Origin of the sequence: Bellilinea caldifistulae, from assembly GCF_001306055.1 — a bacterium.
In the GTDB taxonomy this organism is placed as follows: domain Bacteria; phylum Chloroflexota; class Anaerolineae; order Anaerolineales; family Anaerolineaceae; genus Bellilinea; species Bellilinea caldifistulae.
In genome coordinates this window covers 24,578-43,099 of the sequence record NZ_LGHJ01000024.1, presented here as the reverse complement: position 1 = coordinate 43,099, position 18,522 = coordinate 24,578, and the positions used below count along the sequence as shown (strand labels likewise).

Annotated in this window: 18 protein-coding genes; all 18 read right to left on the bottom strand. The window is 57.6% G+C overall.

Annotated elements, in window-relative coordinates:
- Positions 1 to 2: 2 nt before the first annotated feature.
- The 18 genes from AC812_RS15980 to AC812_RS15895 are packed head-to-tail and all read right to left on the bottom strand — an operon-like array spanning position 3 to position 18,497.
- Positions 3 to 878 (bottom strand): N-acetylneuraminate synthase family protein, encoded by an 876-nt coding sequence (locus tag AC812_RS15980; RefSeq protein WP_061913454.1) that lies wholly within the window; start codon positions 876 to 878, stop codon positions 3 to 5.
- Positions 879 to 916: 38 nt separating this feature from the next.
- A complete protein-coding gene (locus AC812_RS17900; protein ID WP_169787329.1) occupies positions 917 to 2,143 on the bottom strand; it encodes an acylneuraminate cytidylyltransferase in 1,227 nt (408 codons plus the stop codon).
- On the bottom strand, positions 2,137 to 2,961 hold the full coding sequence (locus AC812_RS15970) for an SDR family oxidoreductase (RefSeq protein ID WP_061913452.1): 825 nt from the start codon (positions 2,959 to 2,961) through the stop codon (positions 2,137 to 2,139). Before AC812_RS15970 ends, AC812_RS17900 begins: the two co-directional genes overlap by 7 nt.
- 11 nt (positions 2,962 to 2,972) lie before the next feature.
- The gene (locus tag AC812_RS15965) at positions 2,973 to 3,728 is read right to left on the bottom strand and encodes a hypothetical protein (protein ID WP_062158973.1); all 756 of its coding nucleotides are present in this window, start codon (positions 3,726 to 3,728) and stop codon (positions 2,973 to 2,975) included.
- A 15-nt stretch (positions 3,729 to 3,743) separates the two neighbouring features.
- A complete protein-coding gene (locus tag AC812_RS15960) occupies positions 3,744 to 4,514 on the bottom strand; it encodes a hypothetical protein (RefSeq protein WP_061913448.1) in 771 nt (256 codons plus the stop codon).
- Between the two features lie 11 nt (positions 4,515 to 4,525).
- Positions 4,526 to 5,512, bottom strand: a complete 987-nt coding sequence (locus AC812_RS15955; RefSeq protein WP_061913446.1) for a Gfo/Idh/MocA family protein — start codon at positions 5,510 to 5,512, stop codon at positions 4,526 to 4,528.
- An 8-nt stretch (positions 5,513 to 5,520) separates the two neighbouring features.
- On the bottom strand, positions 5,521 to 6,951 hold the full coding sequence (locus AC812_RS17895) for a UDP-N-acetyl glucosamine 2-epimerase (protein ID WP_061913444.1): 1,431 nt from the start codon (positions 6,949 to 6,951) through the stop codon (positions 5,521 to 5,523).
- A 26-nt stretch (positions 6,952 to 6,977) separates the two neighbouring features.
- A complete protein-coding gene (locus AC812_RS15945) occupies positions 6,978 to 7,934 on the bottom strand; it encodes a glycosyltransferase family A protein (RefSeq protein WP_061913442.1) in 957 nt (318 codons plus the stop codon).
- A 3-nt stretch (positions 7,935 to 7,937) separates the two neighbouring features.
- Positions 7,938 to 8,870: a hypothetical protein gene (locus AC812_RS15940; RefSeq protein ID WP_061913440.1), complete on the bottom strand. Its 933-nt coding sequence runs from the start codon at positions 8,868 to 8,870 to the stop codon at positions 7,938 to 7,940.
- A 3-nt stretch (positions 8,871 to 8,873) separates the two neighbouring features.
- Positions 8,874 to 9,659, bottom strand: coding sequence for a cytidylyltransferase domain-containing protein (locus AC812_RS15935; RefSeq protein WP_061913438.1), 786 nt, complete (start codon positions 9,657 to 9,659; stop codon positions 8,874 to 8,876).
- A complete protein-coding gene (locus AC812_RS15930; RefSeq protein WP_061913437.1) occupies positions 9,656 to 10,813 on the bottom strand; it encodes a glycosyltransferase family 4 protein in 1,158 nt (385 codons plus the stop codon). Before AC812_RS15930 ends, AC812_RS15935 begins: the two co-directional genes overlap by 4 nt.
- Positions 10,810 to 11,883 (bottom strand): N-acetylneuraminate synthase family protein, encoded by a 1,074-nt coding sequence (locus tag AC812_RS15925; RefSeq protein WP_061913435.1) that lies wholly within the window; start codon positions 11,881 to 11,883, stop codon positions 10,810 to 10,812. Before AC812_RS15925 ends, AC812_RS15930 begins: the two co-directional genes overlap by 4 nt.
- Positions 11,884 to 11,908: 25 nt before the next feature.
- Complete coding sequence (locus AC812_RS15920) at positions 11,909 to 12,847, bottom strand: SDR family oxidoreductase (RefSeq protein ID WP_061913433.1); 939 nt, start codon at positions 12,845 to 12,847, stop codon at positions 11,909 to 11,911.
- Complete coding sequence (gene pseB / locus AC812_RS15915) at positions 12,844 to 13,851, bottom strand: UDP-N-acetylglucosamine 4,6-dehydratase (inverting) (protein ID WP_061913431.1); 1,008 nt, start codon at positions 13,849 to 13,851, stop codon at positions 12,844 to 12,846. Before pseB ends, AC812_RS15920 begins: the two co-directional genes overlap by 4 nt.
- Before the next feature lie 33 nt (positions 13,852 to 13,884).
- Positions 13,885 to 14,757, bottom strand: a complete 873-nt coding sequence (locus AC812_RS15910; RefSeq protein WP_061913429.1) for a class I SAM-dependent methyltransferase — start codon at positions 14,755 to 14,757, stop codon at positions 13,885 to 13,887.
- 15 nt (positions 14,758 to 14,772) lie between these two features.
- The gene (locus tag AC812_RS15905; protein ID WP_061913427.1) at positions 14,773 to 16,395 is read right to left on the bottom strand and encodes a capsular polysaccharide export protein, LipB/KpsS family; all 1,623 of its coding nucleotides are present in this window, start codon (positions 16,393 to 16,395) and stop codon (positions 14,773 to 14,775) included.
- A gap of 3 nt (positions 16,396 to 16,398) precedes the next feature.
- Entirely contained in the window at positions 16,399 to 17,649 is a 1,251-nt protein-coding gene (locus AC812_RS15900; protein ID WP_061913425.1) for an ABC transporter ATP-binding protein, read from the bottom strand.
- Positions 17,646 to 18,497: an ABC transporter permease gene (locus AC812_RS15895; RefSeq protein WP_061913423.1), complete on the bottom strand. Its 852-nt coding sequence runs from the start codon at positions 18,495 to 18,497 to the stop codon at positions 17,646 to 17,648. The genes AC812_RS15900 and AC812_RS15895 overlap by 4 nt, the downstream gene beginning before the upstream one ends.
- Positions 18,498 to 18,522 lie beyond the last annotated feature (25 nt).

Sequence of the window (18,522 nt, the reverse complement as noted above, 5' to 3'; positions counted from 1 at the left end):
GATTAGTTGAACACCCTGCGCAGTTTTTTCAAAGAGGGCAGTTCGCTGTCGTACACCCGTTTCACGCCGTCACCCAGCGAAAGTTCGGTGACGCGGATGTATTTGACCAGTCGTTCAAAGCCGCCCGGCTCTACCGAAGCCGCCTGATCCGATCCCCACATGGCGCGGTCGAGGGTGATGTGACGTTCCACCAGACAAGCCCCCAACGCAACCGCTACCACCGAGGGGATCAAACCGACTTCATGACCGGAGTACCCAATCGGGCAGGGATAGGTCTCTTTGAGGGTCTGCACCATGCGCAGATTGAGTTCTTCCGGCGGGCAGGGATAAGCACTCGTGGTATGACAGATAATCAGGTTTTCCATATCCAGCAGTTCCACCGCCGCCTTGATCTGGTCAATGGTGGACATGCCGGTCGAGAGGATGATCGGTCGGCCGGTCGAACGTAGTTTACGCAACAAGCCGTGATCGGTCAGGGCAGCAGATGGTACTTTATACGCCACCGGGTCAAAAGCCTCGATGAAGTCCACCGAGGGCTCATCCCAAACCGAAACGAACCAGGTGATCCCGATTTCTTTGGCGTAACGGTCCACTTCGCGGTATTCCGCCTCACCAAATTCGATTTTATGGCGGTATTCCAGATAGGTGATGTAGCCCCACGGCGTCTCACGCATCACATTACGCTGATCGGGCGGGGTGCACAGTTCGGGGGTGCGTTTTTGAAACTTGACCGCATCCACCCCGGCATGTTTGGCGGCATCCATCAAGCGCTTGGCAATTTCAATATCGCCGTTGTGATTGATGCCAATTTCAGCCACGACATAGGTGGGATGGCCATCCCCCACCCAACGATCCCCTATTTTGACTGCCTTTGCCATTGGTTCACTCCTTAAGAATTCAATCGAACAATCCAGTTTTATTCCTGCCTGTGCAACAGCAGATCACACAGCTCGCGTACGGCACCATATCCACCCCGACGGGTCAAAATCAGGTCTGCCTGACGCAGCACTTCCGGCTGGGCATCGGCAACAGCCACCGCACAGCCTACCAGATCGAAACAGGTCAAATCATTGACATCGTTCCCCACAAAGATGACCGAGCGAGCATCGAGTTCATGCTCTTTGAGGTATTCGGTCAACCGCGCGGCTTTATCCTCCACACCTTGCAACACCGGCACACCCATTTTTCGGCAGCGGGCCGAAACCGCCCCATCTTTTTCGGTCGAAAGCACCAGCGTCTGGATGCCGGCTTTGTGCAACGCTTGAATGCCGAGGCTGTCCGAGCGATAGGCGGCAACGAACTCATGGCCCTCGGAATCCACCCACACGCGGTTATCGGTCAGCACGCCGTCGAAATCGAAAACCACCAGAGTCACCTCATCCGGCAATGGACGGCGCACCCGGCCGGGATGCACCATCTCCAGCCCGCCGTGATACACCAGCCACTCGGCCCGCACCCAATCTGAGAGCGAGTCAATATCCACCGTGTAGCGCGGGTCAATCATCACCGGTAAAATCACCTCGCCGCTCATCGAATTTTTTTCTAGAATCGTCACCGGGCGGATGGCGTCAATGTGGCCGGTCTGCCAGTAAACCGGCGGCAGGATCTGACGGGGCGCATTGTACGGCTCCGGCACCCCCGGCACATCCAGCAAATTTTTCATCTGTCCGGTTTGCAGGTCAATCCGCCACATCTTGTGAGGGTTTTGTCCGGCCGGCACCACACCCCGCACGGAGTCGGCTTCGGGGTGTTCCAGCAGAATCCGCACGGCCTCGTCCACCAACCCTACCGGGCGGATCGGAGAAGTCGGGCGAAGCTGCACCACCACATCTGGAGCATAGGCTTCATTGGCCGTCAACCATGCCAGAGCATGTTGAAAGACCGGCAAATCCAGTGTCGAGTCCTGAGCCAGTTCGGCCGGGCGCAGGAAGGGCACCTCGGCTCCGTAGGAGCGGGACACCTCGGCAATTTCGGGGTCATCGGTCGAAACAATCACCCGGGTAACCCGGCGCGACTGCAAGGCCGCTGCAATGCTATACGCAATCAACGGATGACCGGCAAAGTTGCGGATATTCTTGCGCGGAATGCCCTTCGATCCGCCGCGCGCCGGGATGATCGCCAGCACTTCGGTGTTGTTCACCATGCCGTCCAGCCTCCGTCCACCACCAGATTGGCGCCCGTCATGTAACTGGAAGCGTCTGAAGCCAGAAAGAGCAATGCGCCGTTCATCTCATCCTGTTCAGCCATCCGCCCCATCACGGTACGATAACTGTAATTTTCGACAAACACGGGGTCATGCTGATGATAAACCCCGCCGGGGGTCAGCGCATTCACGCGAATGTTCCGCCCGGCATAATAGGTCGCCAGATAGCGGGTCAACCCCAGCACGCCGGCTTTGGTGACGGAGTAAAACACCGGCTTGTACTGCGGCGGTTGTCCAGGGCGCTGATAAATCCGCTGATCCGGGCCAACCAATCCGTATGTGGAGCAGATATTGATGATCACACCGTGATTCTGCGCCAGCATCGGCTTGACGGCTGCCTGAGCGCTGAGGAACATGCCGGTCAGGTTGACATCCAGTGCCTGCCGCCAGGCTTCCAGCGGGTAGGTTTCAAAAGCGTTACCCTGCTGCTGATCAGCGTGTTCGGCATCGAATTTCGGATCCATGGCGGCACTGCACACCAGCACATCCAGCCGCCCAAAATGATTGACCGCCGCTGCAACCATATCTTCCACCGAGTCGGGATCGGTCACATCCACGCCGGTGCCAAGCGCCGGATAGCCGTCTTTTTGCAGGTTTTCCGCCAGCGTGATGGCGCTCATGCGGTTCAAATCCGCAACCACCACGGCAGCACCGGCTTCAGCCAGCGTTCGGCAGAATTGCCGTCCCAGCAAACCTGCCCCGCCGGTCACTACCGCAACCTGTCCGTCCATTCGAAACTTATCCAGAATGTGGCTCATTTTTACCTCTCTCAAGGAATTTGATAGCGTTTTTTCATCATCGCCCACTGTTCCGCTGAGCAGGAAGGGGATGGCAGCGGCATATCATCCGGGCAGGAATGCACGGCAAAGTAAGGTCCGCAGGCGTCCGTACAGGTTGCCACAATACAGGGATTGCCGTTTGGATCAATCCGGCATTCTGTTTCGCAGGAAACATTCTTACCGCGCTGATCGCAAGCCGTATGCAGATAACCCACCGGAGTTGGCGGTACCATAAAAGCCAGCGGGATGATCAAACTGCCCCGGTACACTTCCTCACCATTTTCTGGATTGACGAACACCAGCAACATAGATTGATCCACGGACGGTTTTGCCAGCCCCTGACAAAATAAACGCTCGGGGTAACGCTCGTCTAGCGAACAGCGGTAGTCTTTCCCATCCAATTTTAATAGCAGAGGCTGCCCAATTCCGGGCAGGTGGAACTGTATCATCCAGCCGAAAGTGTTGCTTTCCAACGTAATCACCCGCAGCGAAGAAAAATCCGCCAGCGGGGTTGGGGTTGGCGCAATCGTCGGGCTGGGCAGAAGCGTTGCCGTTGCGGTAAAAGTTGCAGAGGGTTCTACCGCCGTCGGCATCGGCGGCAGGGATGTGGAGGTGATCATTACCGCCTCCGTGGGACTTTCCGTCGGCGTTGAGCGGGCCGGCTCGGCCGTTAAGGGCAGCGGTGAAGCACAGCCTGCCACGATCACAATCAACGGAACCAACAAACTCAATCGGTAGAATTTCATTTTCTGATCACTCACTCAAGGAATATTGTGGCGGGCTTTCATTTCTGCCCACTGTTCGTCGGTGCAAAGCGCCGGATAGACATCCACATTTTCGGGACAGGTATGAATGGATAAATACAGCCCGCACGAATCGTAACAACTTGCCACCACACACGGTTCACCGCTGGGCGGGATGCGGCATTCCATCTCACATTTCACGTCCAGCCCGCGTTGCGGGCAATTCGGGTCGTAATAGCCACGAGGCATGGGAGTAACCACCAGAATGGACGAGATCGAAGTGACAGTCTCAAATACCGCCTGGTTGGTTTCGGGGTCGCGCAAAATCACCTGCACCGGTTGATCCACCGGCGGTTTGGCGAGTCCGTTGCAAAACAGCCGGTTGGGGGCGCTCTCCGCCAGTTGACAAAGATAATTAACCCCGTTGATGGTCAGGTTGTAAACCTGCTGCAAATTGGGGATTTCAAGGATGATGCTGGCGCCATCATAACGAGCCGTTACGCCGATGAAACGAAGACTGGAAAACAAGGGTGCCGGTGTGGGCGTTTCGGTCGGCGGCAGCGTTGGGGTGGCGGTCAAGGTGAGGGTTACCGTGGGTGAGGGCGTAGCAGTGGCCGCCGGAGTTGGGCTGGCCGTCGGGTTGAGGGCCGTCTTTGCCATAGACAACGCCGTTTCCTGAACATCGGCGGTTGGAGTGGTGTTTTGCTGGGGTTGACAGGCAGACAGAGCGAGGGCAGCCGTCAGCCATATGAGTATCCATGTCATGGGAGAGCGGGAATGGGTTTGCATGGTTTTCTTCCTCATATCGTGAATGTCCGTCCCTGCCGGGCCGAATCGAGCGCTGCCAGAGCAATTTGCAAAGCGCGTTGGCCGTCCTCCAGCGTACAAATCGGTCGGTCTTCTCCGCGCACCACTTCCAGAAAATGGCGCATCTGTTCCAGAAACATCCAGTTGCGCTCAAAATCCGCCGGCGGGTGAGCGTGGTGTGGCTGGTTTTCTCCCACCCGCTGCCAGGCGAGCAGGCCACTGGTGTTATCCCAATTCAGCACACCCTCACTGCCAATCACCTGCACGGTGTGTTGGGCCGGCTGCTGAATGTAATCCAGATGGACACTGCCAACCGCCTGATTCTCAAAACCCAGCAGAATTTCCGCCACCGCATCCAGATTCAGGTCGAGCTCGGGGATGGTAGCCGTCATGGCGCTGACCGAGCGGATTTCTCCAATCATCATCCGCAGGTAGTCCAGCGGGTGGCAGAGGGTCAGGATGACCCCCCCGCCCAGGTCTGGGCGGGCTGCATAACTCTGGCGGTAATCTTCCCACGGATGCCAGTTGGGCAGGTACTCGCCCCAGTGCGCCCGCACCGCCAGCGGCCGGCCGATCTCACCGGCGGCGATCACCGCCGCTGCCGTCCGCAAGGTAGGATGAAAGCGAAACTGGTATCCCATCAGCAATTGACCGCCGCCCTGCTCCAGCGCGCGGCGCAGTTCGTCCAATCCCTCCAACGAGTGGGAAATCGGCTTTTCCATGAGGATGTGGCAGCCCTGCCGGGCAGCCGGTATGGCAACCGAAAGGTGCAAAGCGGTCGGGTTGGAGATGATCACCGCATCGGGACGGTGGGCAAGCGCGGCTTCCAGAGAGGTTTCGGTGGGGAACTGCTCAATTTCATCGGTCGGCAGGGTGGAACGGTGGGTGCGGTACAGGATAATATCGCGCTCCCCCAGCGCCAGCAAATTGCGCAGATGCCTGCGGCCTATCGAACCAAAACCGGCGATCAAGAACTTCATGAGTTTCCTCACACCAGAGAAAGCAGATATTCGGCGGTACGCCTGCCGGCGCTGCCATCCGTGAAAGTCACTTCCCGCTCCACAAAGCGGCGGCGTGCTTCGCGGTCGGCATCCGGCTGAGTCAGGTAAAAATTGACCGCCTCGCGCACCTGTTCGGGATTGAGCGCAACCCGCCCGGCACCGGCCTGCCGGAAGCGTAAATGAGTCGGCCATTCGGCAATTTCCGAAAGCGCCAGTGAAAATTTGCCGGGCGTGTTCCACCCGCCGGGTGTGTCAATGCACACACTCACAATCGGGCGGTCGTGGATGGCGGTTTCCACCACCATCGTTGAATAAACAGTCAGAAAGACATCCGCATGGGCCATCATCGAGGATTTTTCCGGCATGTCCTCCCCGGAATAATATCCCAATTCACCGCCCAGCGGGACCGGCTCAACCAGATGAACATGGGGTAATTCACCAACCAGTTGACGAACGCGCTGCGCCTCTTTTTCGTAGAGCGAACCGGGGATGAAATGATTGGGATGCAGACGGATGAGCAGCTGCGCCGGGTAAGCCAGGCGGTCTTCGGCTACCAGCCGCGCCAACGCCTCGATGTTGGGGTAATTCGGCGCAAAAGTGACAAAACTGGAAGCGTAAGCCAGCAATTTACGCTGCGGGTCAAGCCCGTGCAGGGCAAAGTATTCTTCGCGGCTCATCTGCCACTGTTTGCGGAAGTAACCGTCATAAGCCGGAATACCGCCGATGTTGACCCGCTCCGGCTGCCAGTCTGAACCCAGCACCAGTTCTTCCTTTTGAATTTCCGACCAGCAGGTGATGTAGTCCACCGGAGCGCCCGGCAGCCGGTAACTGCTGGGATTATCCCAGCCGATAATCGCCGTGGCAGTGCAAATACCCTGCCGGACCGCCTCACGCAGCAGGTAGCGGTCAAAGCGCCAGCCGGGAGTGCTGGCAACCACCAGCGCCGGGCGGTATTTCTCAAACAGGTCACCATAAATTTGCGGGGTGTAGCGCATCTGAAAGTTGACCAGCGCCCGCCGCGCCACAGCCGAACGACGCAGCACCGCCGTGGCAGCCCGGATGAAGGGCATCAACAATTTACCCCGCCGGGAGGTCTCATGCTGCATCTGGCGCAGGTGACCGTCCATGGCGTTGGTGTTGATTCGCCGCGAGCCGCCCATCCAGCGTAAAAAGTGCAGCCAGTACTGCGTGCTGTGGTCGTGCGTCTCAAAATAATGGCGCGCCTGTTTGAGGCGCAACCCCTCGACAATCAGACCCGGCTGCCCAAAGCGGCGTTGAATCTGTTCCACCAGACCGTCGTCGGTCAGCAGCACCACCTCAACCCCGCCCTTCAAGAGCGTGGGCAGCACATCCGTTTGCAGGAAGTAAACCACCGCTAAACCATGGTCAGCACTGATGAAGATGCGTTTGTTTGTCATAGGACTTGCGGTTATCTCTCCCATCCTTATCGCCGGTCATAATACCAGCGGAAAATCGTGTCGTAAAATTTCAACAACAACGCCCGCAGCGGCGGAAAATCCAGCAGCGGATTTGGGCGTTTGGAGCGCAGGCGGCCAGGCTGGTGTTGATCGGCTTTCAGACCGCGCAGGGTATTGCTCAGATTCATGGCGAAGGGCTGGGTGGGCATCAGCCGCAGCAGGCCGGCATCATTGACGCGCTGATCCAGTTGCTTAACCTGCCCCATTGGGCGATCCATCTGAAATGGCAAAAATTGCGCCAGCGTGGACTTGTAAGCCGTGAATTGCCAGTGAGACGCTCCAGCAATCGCCTGCATGCCGCGGTAGGTAATCCGCACGTCCTCGGTCGTCTCGTAACGCTGGCGGATTTCTTCCTCACTCTGTCCCAAACTCAGGTCAAATTCACGGAATACCTCCCACGGGATGAACTGCCCGCGCTCGACCTGCACGTCCGGTTGAGACTCTGCCCAGGCTACGGTGCTGCTGTAAAACTGAGGATTGGTGCGGTAAGGCCGGGCTGTCACCATGCCCACATGGGGAAAGGTTTCCAACAGGTCAACGCTCTGCTTGAGCCAGCCGGGGTAAAACAGCACATCACTGTCGGCGTAGGCAATGATCTCTCCCGGCGCACCGTTCAGGATGATATTCCACGCTCCGCCCTTGCCGAGGTTCTTCTCCGATAGGATCAAATACTGAATATTACCGTCACGCTGCTCACTTACCAGCCAGTCCTGCACCTCGGCGCATGAGCCGTTGTCGAACACCAGCAGATCAAACGGCAGACCGGCATCTTTGCGTGCCGAGGCAAGGCAAACCTTCAGCACATCCAGCGTTTCGGCATAAAAACCGCTCAGGAACGGGATGTAACTTAACACCGCTACCGTAATGCGTTCCGGGTTGGCAACTTCTTTGACGAACTTGGCCGGGTTTTGACCTACACGCATCGTTCATCCTTCCTTTCGGTTGTGAGGAGCCGTCAGCCGTTTGCGCAATTCGGCATAGGCCTTATAAGGGTGAAAAACGGCAAAAAACAACCACGCCAGCGCCGACGAATGCAGGCGCACCAGCGGGAAAATCTCCACCTCGCGGCGCAGTTTTTCGCCCTTCAGCGGCAAAGGGGAGACTCCCTCGTCGGTCAGGCGATGAGTGGCATCCGTCAGTTTGAAGATGGTCAACTTGCCGCCGCCCAATCGCACGTTTTCTTCCGTTTCCGGAAGGCGATAGTGGGGCTGACCGCCGGGCAGGTGCGAGTAGTCGTGATTTTGATGCAAAATCATCACGCTTTGACTGGCATCAATCACCGGTAAACCAGCCGCCCGCGCGGCATAAATCATCCAGTTATCCCAGCCGGCCCGCCCGACCGCCATTGGCGGCACATTCTCGAAACACTCACGGGGGAAGATGAAATAATCGCTGCCGCCGGGCGAGTGCAGGCGTCCCTCGTTGAGCGCCATTTGCCGCAGTCGGTCGGCCCACTCCCCTTCAAAATCCAGCGACTGGCGCACATCCACGTCCCAACGCTGCCCAACGATGAGGAAACCTGAAAACTGCCCGGCAGCCCGCTTTGCCGCTTCCACAAAATCGGGCAGCAGCAGAATATCGGCATTCACATAAGCCAGAATTTCACCGCTGCCGTGCCGGCGCGCGAGGTCGAATATCGAGCGAATCAGCGGCGTGCCGTAGGCGTTGCGTTCCACCTGTGGCAAGTGGCGGATACCCAATTCTGCCGCCGTTTCGGCGAGGCCCTCTTCATCGCCGATCAGCAGTACCTCCACCTCATCACCCAAAGCCAGCCACGAACGCAGGGCATTGCGCTGAATCATCGCAATGTGCGGGTTGGTAAACGGTTTGGGGGCGGTGAAGATGGTCAAAAGCGGCATTGCTTACGATTCCTGTTTGCCAAAACGTTCGTCATATTCGTTGAACCAGTGATGCTGCACCCCGGCGTTGAGCGATTGGACTTCCGGATGCTGCAGCCAGACCGGAAGCACCTCCAGCCAGGAAAGCGGCGGTTGATTTTGAAACAGGGCAAATAAAGCCCGCATGGCGGTCAAATCTTCGGGGGTGTCCACCGTCCAGCGCAGGTTGCCGTAATCCTGCCCGGCGTGGATGACATGCACCTTGAAGCGGCCTTCTTCCTCGTACAGATACGGCATGACATGCTCGCGCTCATGCGGTTTGTCCGCTTCGCGCCAGGCACGTTCCAGCGCCGCAAAACTGCACACTTCCGTATCCAATCCAATAGGGAAAGTGCGTTTCCACGGCGGCGGCAGGCGGTTGGCAGCAAAATCTGCCTGATGAGCAAAAAAGGCTTCGACCGTCTGGTCAATCACCAGCGGGTCAATCAACGGGCAATCGGCGGTAATGCGTACGATCACATCCGCACGGTAAGCCCGGGCTGCCTCGTAAAAGCGGTCCAGCACATCGAATAAACTACCGCGGAAGCAATCATAGCCATGCTTCTGACAGAATTCGGTCACCGGGTCATCACTGCGATCCACCGTAGTGGCAACCACCACCTGCCGAACAGTTTTAGACCGGCGCACCCGTTCGACCACGTGTGCCAGCATCGGCTTACCGCCCAAATCGGCAAGGATTTTGCCCGGCAGGCGGCTGGAAGTCATCCGCCCCTGCACAATCGCAACCACATGGGGTGGAGTGACTGTCATGGTTGCTGCTCCTTCAAGGGTTTTGAGATTGAAGAGAGTGAAGAACGATGCAAATCCACCGCCCGTTGATAGGCTTCCAGCAAGCGCTGAAAATTGACCGGCCAGTTGGCGCGTTCCTCGGCGAGTCGGCGGGCAGCCAATTTCATTGGAGCCAGCACCTCCGGCTGGCCGGCCGCCCGCAATATCCCCTCGCTCAAAGCGAGATCATCGCCATCCGGGAAGAGCCAGCCCTCCTGACCGTCGGTCACCCACTCGCGGTTGGATGGGATGTCCGAAACCAGCACCGGAAGTCCGCTGGCCAGGGCTTCCATCAGCGAAACCGAAGAACCATCGCTGTGAGAGGCGCTGACATACAAATCGGCAGCCTGATAATACTGCGGGAGTTCATCCCCGTTGACCTGCCCGCCAAAAAAGACCTGTTCCAGTACCCCTTCCTGCTGAAAGATGGTACGAATCAGGCCTGCCTGCGAGCCGCCGCCCAGCAGCAGCAAACGCAGGCGCGGATTCTGGCGGGCGGCGCGTGCAAAGCCGCGCGCTACCACATCCACGCCGTAGAGCGGTTCCCAGGTACGCAGGGAAAGCACCACAAACGCCTCCTGCCAGCCGCGCCGCGTCCGGAACTCCTCCGCCCGGCCGGGGCGGAATTGAGTCAAATCCACCCCCCAGGGGAAGAGAACAACCCGCTCAGCCGGGAATCCAAAGGAGGCGGCTTTTATTTGCACGGTACGACAGTCGGCTGCCAGCACGGTGGTGCGGCGCAGGGTAAAGCGGGTCACCCAGCGCATCCACGCCGAACGCCCGGCATCCAGCAGCAGATCCGAACCCCACGACATACTCACCAGCGGCTGAAAACCGCTCAACGCCGCCAGAAAAGCCGCCGATTGAATCGGCCCGACATGGATGACATCCGGTTGAATCTGGCGGATGACGCGTTTTAAGTCCCTCAGCAGGCGCGGGTAGTCCCGCCAGCCGGCTGACTGGCGTCCACCCTGCCAGACCACCTGCTCCACCTGGGGCGGCAACGGACGATCTTCCAATTGACGGGGCTGCCGCTCCAACCGCAGGTAGTAGATGGTATGCGGCGACTGCGCCAGCGCGCTCAAAAAGCGGTGGTCGTGGGGAGTGTAGTCGCGCGAAAAATACAGAATCTTCAATCGCCCAAATCCGTCCAGCGAATTTCTTTGCCATACGGCAAATCGCGCAGGGCCTTGGTGCCGATCACGCGATCAATCTCCGGCGGCAGGATGGCGCCCGGGGTTGCCGGCCGCAGCACATCAATCATCTCACGTGTGATGATCTCTCCGGCGCGGATATCGCGTGCCGCCCGCAGGCAGCGCCGCTGCAGGATGACGGTTTCACGTTCATTATCGGCTACCCGTTTGTCGCCATCTCCCAGCGCCATTTCCAGCTCGCGGGTACGCATGACCATCTCTTCCCAGGCAATCGGATCAAGGGCAAAGGCATGATCCGGGCCTTCGCGGGTGTTGTCATCGGTAAAGTGTTTTTCGATCACCCTTGCGCCTAACGCCACCGCGCCCAAAACCGCAGCATGTCCGGGGGTATGATCCGAAAGTCCCAGCACCACGTTCGGGAACATGGCGCGGTAGGTTTTCAACACATTCAGGTGAACATGTTTGAAATTCTCGATACTACCGGTGTAGTTGGTGTTGCACTGCATCAGCACCAGTTGGGGATTATGCGCCAGCACGGTATGGACGGCGCGCTGGACATCACCGATATTGGATGCCCCTGTTGCCAGAAAGACCGGCTTGCCCTTGCGGGCAATCCGCTCAATGGCTTCCAGCCAGTCAATATCGCCGGAGCCGATTTTGTAAACCGGCATATGTTCATCAAGGAAATCAATCGCTTCGAAGTCATACGGCGCGGAAAAGTAATCAATCCCAACTTTGTCGCAGGTTTCCTTAAGCTCATACGTCCATTCAAAGGGAATGGAAGCCGATTGATAGACTTCAAAAACCGAACGCTTCCAGCTGGCCTGATGGGATTGCTGCGAACCCAGCGCCTTGAAGCCGTAATCCGAAACGATTTTTGGTGCGGCAAAGTTCTGAAACTTGGCCGCATCGGCGCCGGCTTGTTTGGCAAGCTTGATCAGATACTTGGCACGTTCCAGACTGCCATCATGGTTGGCGGCAATGTCAGCCACAAAGTAAGTGGGGTGATTGTCGCCGATGATTCGATTTCCAATTTTGATTTCTACGGACATCTGACTGTCTCCTTCTTCTCAGAAATTAGGCCGATTGGCTTCCACGGCCATCCGCCAGCGAGCGGACTCGCTGCGGATAACCGGATAAATACAATTCATAAAAACGCTCCAGAGCCTCCGCCTGCCCGGGTGGAGATTCGCCAAGCGCCTCACGCAGTTTATCGGTGCGCAGGCGTAAATTGGGCGAACGCCGGGCAACCAGCCCCCCCTCCATCACCGAAACCGGTTCGATCAACCTTTCATCCAGCCCAAACCGGCGGGCAATGCTCACCCCAAACTGATATTTGGACTGGCACTCGCTGCTGACCACGTGGAACAAACCCGCAGCGCCCTTACGAACCAGACTCAGCAAAAGATCGGCCAGTTGGGTGGCCTCCAGCGGGCAAAACAACACATCCGTAAAGCCCTTGACCGGCCTGCCTTCTTTCAAGTTATAAAAGAAAAACTCCCCCAAACTTCGCTGACCGGAAAGGCTCCACCCGTAAAAATTAACCCGTGCCACCAGCGCTTGCGGACAGGTTTCCAGGACGCGCAGTTCGGCCTGCCGCTTGGTGCGGGCATACACACTCAAGGGGTTGGGGGTATCCTCTTCGGTGTAGTCACCACGCTGTCCGTCAAAAACCGCGTCGGTAGAAAGATGCACCAGCCGAAAGCCATCCCGCGCAGCGCAACGCGCCAACGCCGCCGGCAGGTTCACATTGATCTCAACCGCGCGCTGGGGGTTGCGTTCGCATTCGTCCAGATTGGCCAGCGCAGCACAATGCAGCACCACCTCCGGTTGAGTCTGCTCCAACACGGCTTCGAGCATTTTTGGGTCGCTCAGGTCGGCGACGATTTGCCGAAAGGGCGGGTTGCGCAGCGGGTTGCGGTGAACCACCCCGCTGACCTGATGATCGGCGTGGTAACGCAGGGCAAAGTTCAAGCCCAGCAAGCCGCTGGCACCTGTGACCAGAATCCGCATCATTCCAGGGTTCCCTGTTTGTAGGCCTCTTCAATCGGACGGATGATCTCACGAATTTTCTCAATCGTCAGCCAGTCGGTGTTGGTGTTGCTGGCATAACGGAAGCCGTCCGGCAGAGGTTTGCCGCGTTTTTCCCATTCCCGGCCAAACCAGAGCGTTTCAGCCGGTTGTACCACATACATATCCTCCAACTCCACAGTGGTGCGGGCTTCGTCCTCGGAAATCAGCACTTCGTGCAGTTTTTCACCCGGACGGATACCGATTGTCTCAATTTCGGCGCGCGGCGCTACGGCCTTTGCCAGATCCACCACTTTCATGCTGGGGATCTTTGGCACAAACACCTCGCCGCCCAGCATCTGCTCGGCACAGCGCAGCACAAACCGCACGCCCTGTTCCAGCGAGATCCAGAAACGGGTCATGCGTTTATCGGTGATGGTGATGACTCCATTTTCACGTTGTTTGAGGAAAACCGGCACAACGCTGCCGCGGCTGCCCACCACATTACCATAGCGGACGCAGGCAAAACGGGTAGTCATGCCGCCGGCGTAACTGTTGGATTGGATGAACAATTTTTCAGCAGCCAGTTTTGTGGCTCCGTACAGGTTGACCGGGTTAACCGCCTTATCAGTGCTGAGAGCAATCACACGGCTGACGCCGGTATCCAACGCGGCATCAATCACATTACTGCTGCCGAGGATGTTGGTTTTGATGGCTTCCATCGGGTTGTATTCGCAGGCTGGCACCTGTTTGAGCGCAGCGGCGTGAACTACCACATCCACACCGTTGAAGGCGCGGTGCAGGCGGTCTTTATCGCGCACATCACCGATGAAATAACGCAGCCGTTTGTCATCAAAACCGGCCTGGCGCATCTCGTGTTGCTTCAATTCGTCGCGGCTGAAGACAATCACCTTCAGCGGGCGGTACTCATCCAGCAAAATACGGATGAATTTCTTTCCAAACGACCCGGTACCACCGGTCACCAGAACAACTTTATCGCTCCAATCCATGCTGGCTTCCTCCACCTCCGCCCAACGGGCGGGTCATGATCCTTTCGGTTTATCAATCACAATCAGGGGGTATTGCCCCTTTTCACCAAAATAATGCGGAAATCGTTCTTCCAGCGCGTATAACAAACGCAACCACAGACGCCCGGCCAGAAGGCGGTGAATGACGGCGCGCAAAAAGCGTACGCTGACGCTCCGCCAGACCCAGATTTGGGGACTTAATTCGGCTAATTCGCGGCGCAGCCAGGCTGCGTCCAGTTTTTCCACAAAGGTGCCGGTTGGGGTTGCCTTAACAGGAACGGCGGTTTTCCCGTCGTTGCGGGGTGTTGCTTTTTCTTTGCCGCGCAATCGGGCAATCCACTTACCGATGGTCTCCATCAGGTTCACCAGCCAGCCAAACCGACGCATGAGTGGTGAATCCGTCCAGCCGTTGACCACTGCCAGACTGCGTCCGGGAGTTAAGACGCGGTAGAGTTCATGATAGGCTTGTTTTTGCTCATTCAAAGGCAGATGATGGAGGGTGTGAAGGGACACCACCCCCTCGAACACATCCGCGCGGAAGGGCAAATTGGCAACATCCGCAACCACAAACAACCCATGATCACCCAGTCGCTTGCGGGCTTCCCGCAAGGCGAGGATCGAAATATCGGCGCACACGCGGTAACGATAGCCCTGCGAATACGTCAGGTATTCGGGGTACTGCACCGGCCCGGAACCGGCATCCAGTAAAAACCGACCCTGCGGTGCAAGATGCCGGTTAACCCGCAGGTGGCAGCGGTGAATGTACTCACGGGATACTGGCCGCAGGTCTTCATAGCGCGCGTTTTGATACAGGCCATCGCTGACGGTTTGCCAGCCGACCTGATCGTAAAACTCACGCACTTTTTGTTTAACCCGGGTTTCGCTCATCCAATCACGCCTTTGTCAGGATTTACCGCCGTTGTTCTTGATGTAATCCCAGTTGACCGGCTCACCCGCCAGAAAACGGAATGATCGGCGATAACCTTCGCTTTCGCTGCCGGTCAGGGCGGTCTTTAAATCGGTATTCTGGTAATCTTCCCACAACCGCACCAGATGCCACGGGAAAGGCTGGGGGTAATCAAAGAAGAAACGGTAGGCATACTGCCATGCCTGATTGACCTGCTCGCGGCTCAGACGGTATTCGGCTGGGTTTTCAAGAATATGCCCCAGCAGTTTGAAGTAGGTTACCCACGAATCCGGGTCATAGGTAAAGCCGCGCTCGCGGTAGTGAGTCTGCCCGGCCACAATCACCGGCAGGCCCATCATGGCCATTTCAAGGCCAACCGTCGTGGTATAGACCAGCCCCACATCGGCTACCTCAATCAGATCGTAGGTGTTGATCTCGTCGCTGGCGCGGATCAGGCGGATGTTTTCCGGCAGGCGCGGCAGGACTTCCTGCACCACATCCGCCATGGATTGCCCGTGGGTCAGCACCTCACCGGGGTGGATGCGGATGACCAGCTGTACATCCGGCCGGCCGATGAAGTACTGGACGGTGCGGCTGATCCACTCCGCCATGGACTTGGAAAAGACCTGCCGCCCCAGCGTCAGACTGTCACCCAGGACGTTGGTGGCTAACAACACCACCGGGCGTTGATCCAACCCCAGTTTGCGGCGGGCTTGCTCCCCGCCTTCGGCGGGTTTGCCCTGCCACAGGCGGGCGAAGTTTTCCCACATGGCCGCCCGCTGACGCGCCATCATCAGACTGCGCATCCGCTCCAGCTGATCTTCGCGAAGCGGCTGGTCTTTGCTGGCTTCCCACAGTTTCGCCGTATCCTGCCGCATCACCTCGCTGTTATAAGCCAGCCAGATGCGCTGACGCTGATCGCTGAACTCATAGGTAACTACCGGCAATTTGAGATGGCGGGCAACCCGATAAACCACGCCCAATTCCTGAATCGTGCCGTTGGGGACAACAACCACATCCGGGCGGTTCTGGCGCAGGTACGCCAGCACGCCTTGGGCAATCTCGCGGTTGCGGTTGAAACGCAGTTTATAAATCTCGGATTGCGGGTCAATTTCTTCCACCTGCAGGGTATACTGCGCATCATAGGTGCTGACTTCCTGCACGGCGGCAGCCAGATCAGCGGGCAGCGGGGTGTAAGGGGCGCGCACGGAGATAAAAGAAACTGAATCCATCAAGGGACGGGCTTCTTCCAGCACCTTGCGGGCGTAGGCATTCTGCCGGCGCAGGTCAAAACGGTTGATGTCGTTTTGCCAGTCCGCATAGGGCAGGTAACCGAGAGTCACTTTATGCCCCTGGGCTGCCAGCGCCATTCCTACCAGTGCGGCGTGTTCAATCCAGTAGTGCAGGGTGGCAAAGATGAAAATCTTTTTGCCGGGCGGGGCGGTCTGGCGTAATTCGGCTGCCTGACGGCTGATTTCCGGCAGGTGGGTTTGCAAATTCCGTAGAGAAAAACGCGTGCGCAGCGGTTTACCGCGTTGGCGCACCAGATAATACAACTCTGCCGTGAAGGGAATGTTTCCCAAAATTCGTTTGATGGTGTCTTTTCCAGAAGGTGTCATAAGTCAAACTGCCTCAATTGTCCATTCCAGGCGCGGTCGAACCGCTCCCAAACGAGTTTCCGGCCATTGCGTTCCGGGCGCTCCGGTGATGTCCACCGAGAAGGTGAGGGCCTGCTCATCTTGAAAATAGCGGCGCACCCGATACGAACTGGCGTTGATTCCAATCACAAAACGGCCTTCGTTCAACAAATCTGCCGGCAGGGTACAGCGGCTGAGGTAATGCCCCGCCGGGCGGACGGCCATTTGTTCAAACACTTGCGGGTCATCCGTGTCAAAGGAAGTGAAGATGGTCTCGCCGCGCATGCTCATCAGGTAAATGCCCACCCGCAGGCCGGTGATCGGCGCATCCAGACAGTACTCCACCTCAATGGTATTGGCTTCCGCCGAGCGGATGGAATTGACCACTTCACCGCGTGGGTTACGCAGACGCACGGCCAGCGGGCGGAAAGGCAGGGAAGCAGCCGGCACTTCATCGGCTTCCCAGATGCGCTCCCCCTCACGGGCAAATCCGCGCGAAAGGTAATAATCCACCGCTTGTGGCGTTGGAGCCCGTAACGCCAGACGACCCTTTTCAATCACCAGCGTTTCTTCGGTCAGCCTCAAAATGGCCGACATGTTGTGGCTGACGAACAGCACCGTGCGGCCCTCGCGGGCAACATCGCCCATCTTTCCAAGGCATTTGCGCTGGAACTCGGCATCGCCAACCGCCAGCACCTCATCCACCACCAGAATCTCCGGTTCCAGATGGGCAGCCACAGCAAAAGCAAGGCGCAGGTACATCCCGCTGGAATAGCGTTTGACCGGTGTATCAATGAACTGCTCCACCTCAGCAAAGGCGACAATTTCATCGAACTTGCGCTCGATCTCGGTGCGACGCATGCCCAGAATGGCGCCGTTGAGAAAGATGTTTTCTCGTCCGGTCAATTCGGGATGAAAACCGGTGCCGACTTCCAGCAGCGAGCCAACCCGCCCGTGAATCTCGGCTTCTCCTTCGGTGGGTTCGGTGACGCGCGAAAGCAGTTTGAGCAGGGTGCTTTTTCCTGCCCCATTGCGCCCGATCACTCCCAACACCTGGCCCTGTTTGACTTCAAAGGACACATCCCGCAAGGCCCAGATGGTTTCGTGGGATTTCCTTTCATCGCGCCGGAAAAGAGAACCCAGTGATTCGCGCAGGGTGCGGTAACGCTGCTCGTAGAGCGCGCCAAGGCGGTATTGTTTACCCAGATGATTGGCTCGAATGGCAATGTCGCTCATATCATATCCGCAAAAATGCGCTCCATGCGCCGGAAGTAAAACAGGCCTGATACAAACAAAACCAGCACCACCCCGGCCGAAACCAGCATGGAAAGACCGGGTGGGTTGGTGCCGAATAATGCCCAGCGGAAACCCTGAATGACTCCAACCATCGGGTTGAGGGCATAAACTGCCTGCCAGAACGGGGAAACGGTGATGACTTCGGCCGAGTACACCACTGGCGAGGCGTACATCCAGGCCGTCAGAAGAAACGGAACCATGTGCTGCACATCGCGGTACTGGACATTGAGCGCCGATAGCCAAAGCCCCACCGCCAGCGCCGCTAAAAGGGCCAGCAACAAAAAGAGTGGCAGCCACAACAGACGGCTCGTAAACGGCACGCCAAAGTAGATCATCATGGCAGCCAGCACGATGAAAGAAAAGAAGAAATCAACCAGCCCGGCAGCCACCGCCGAAAGGGGGATGATCAGGCGAGGAAAATAGACCTTGGTGAGCAGGTTGGCGTTGGTCACCAGACTGATGCTGGCGCGCTGCAGCGCCCCCTGAAAAAACTGCCATGGCAGCAAGGCTGCAAAACCGAAGATCGGGTAGAACTCGTTGGGAATGCCAGCATCCGGTTTAACGCCTAAAAAGCGGTTGAAAATGACCGTAAAGATGACCATGCTCAGCACAGGTTGAAAAATTGCCCAGCCGATGCCAAGGACTGCCTGCTTATAGCGCACTTTAATATCCCGCCAGGTGAGGAAATAGACCAGTTCGCGGTAGAGCCAAAGATCGCGCAGGTTGATGTTGATCCAGCCGCGCGCCGGTCGGATGTAGGTCACGTTGGTGTTGACTCGTTCTGCCATACGCGTTATTTCCTCAATGGACGGG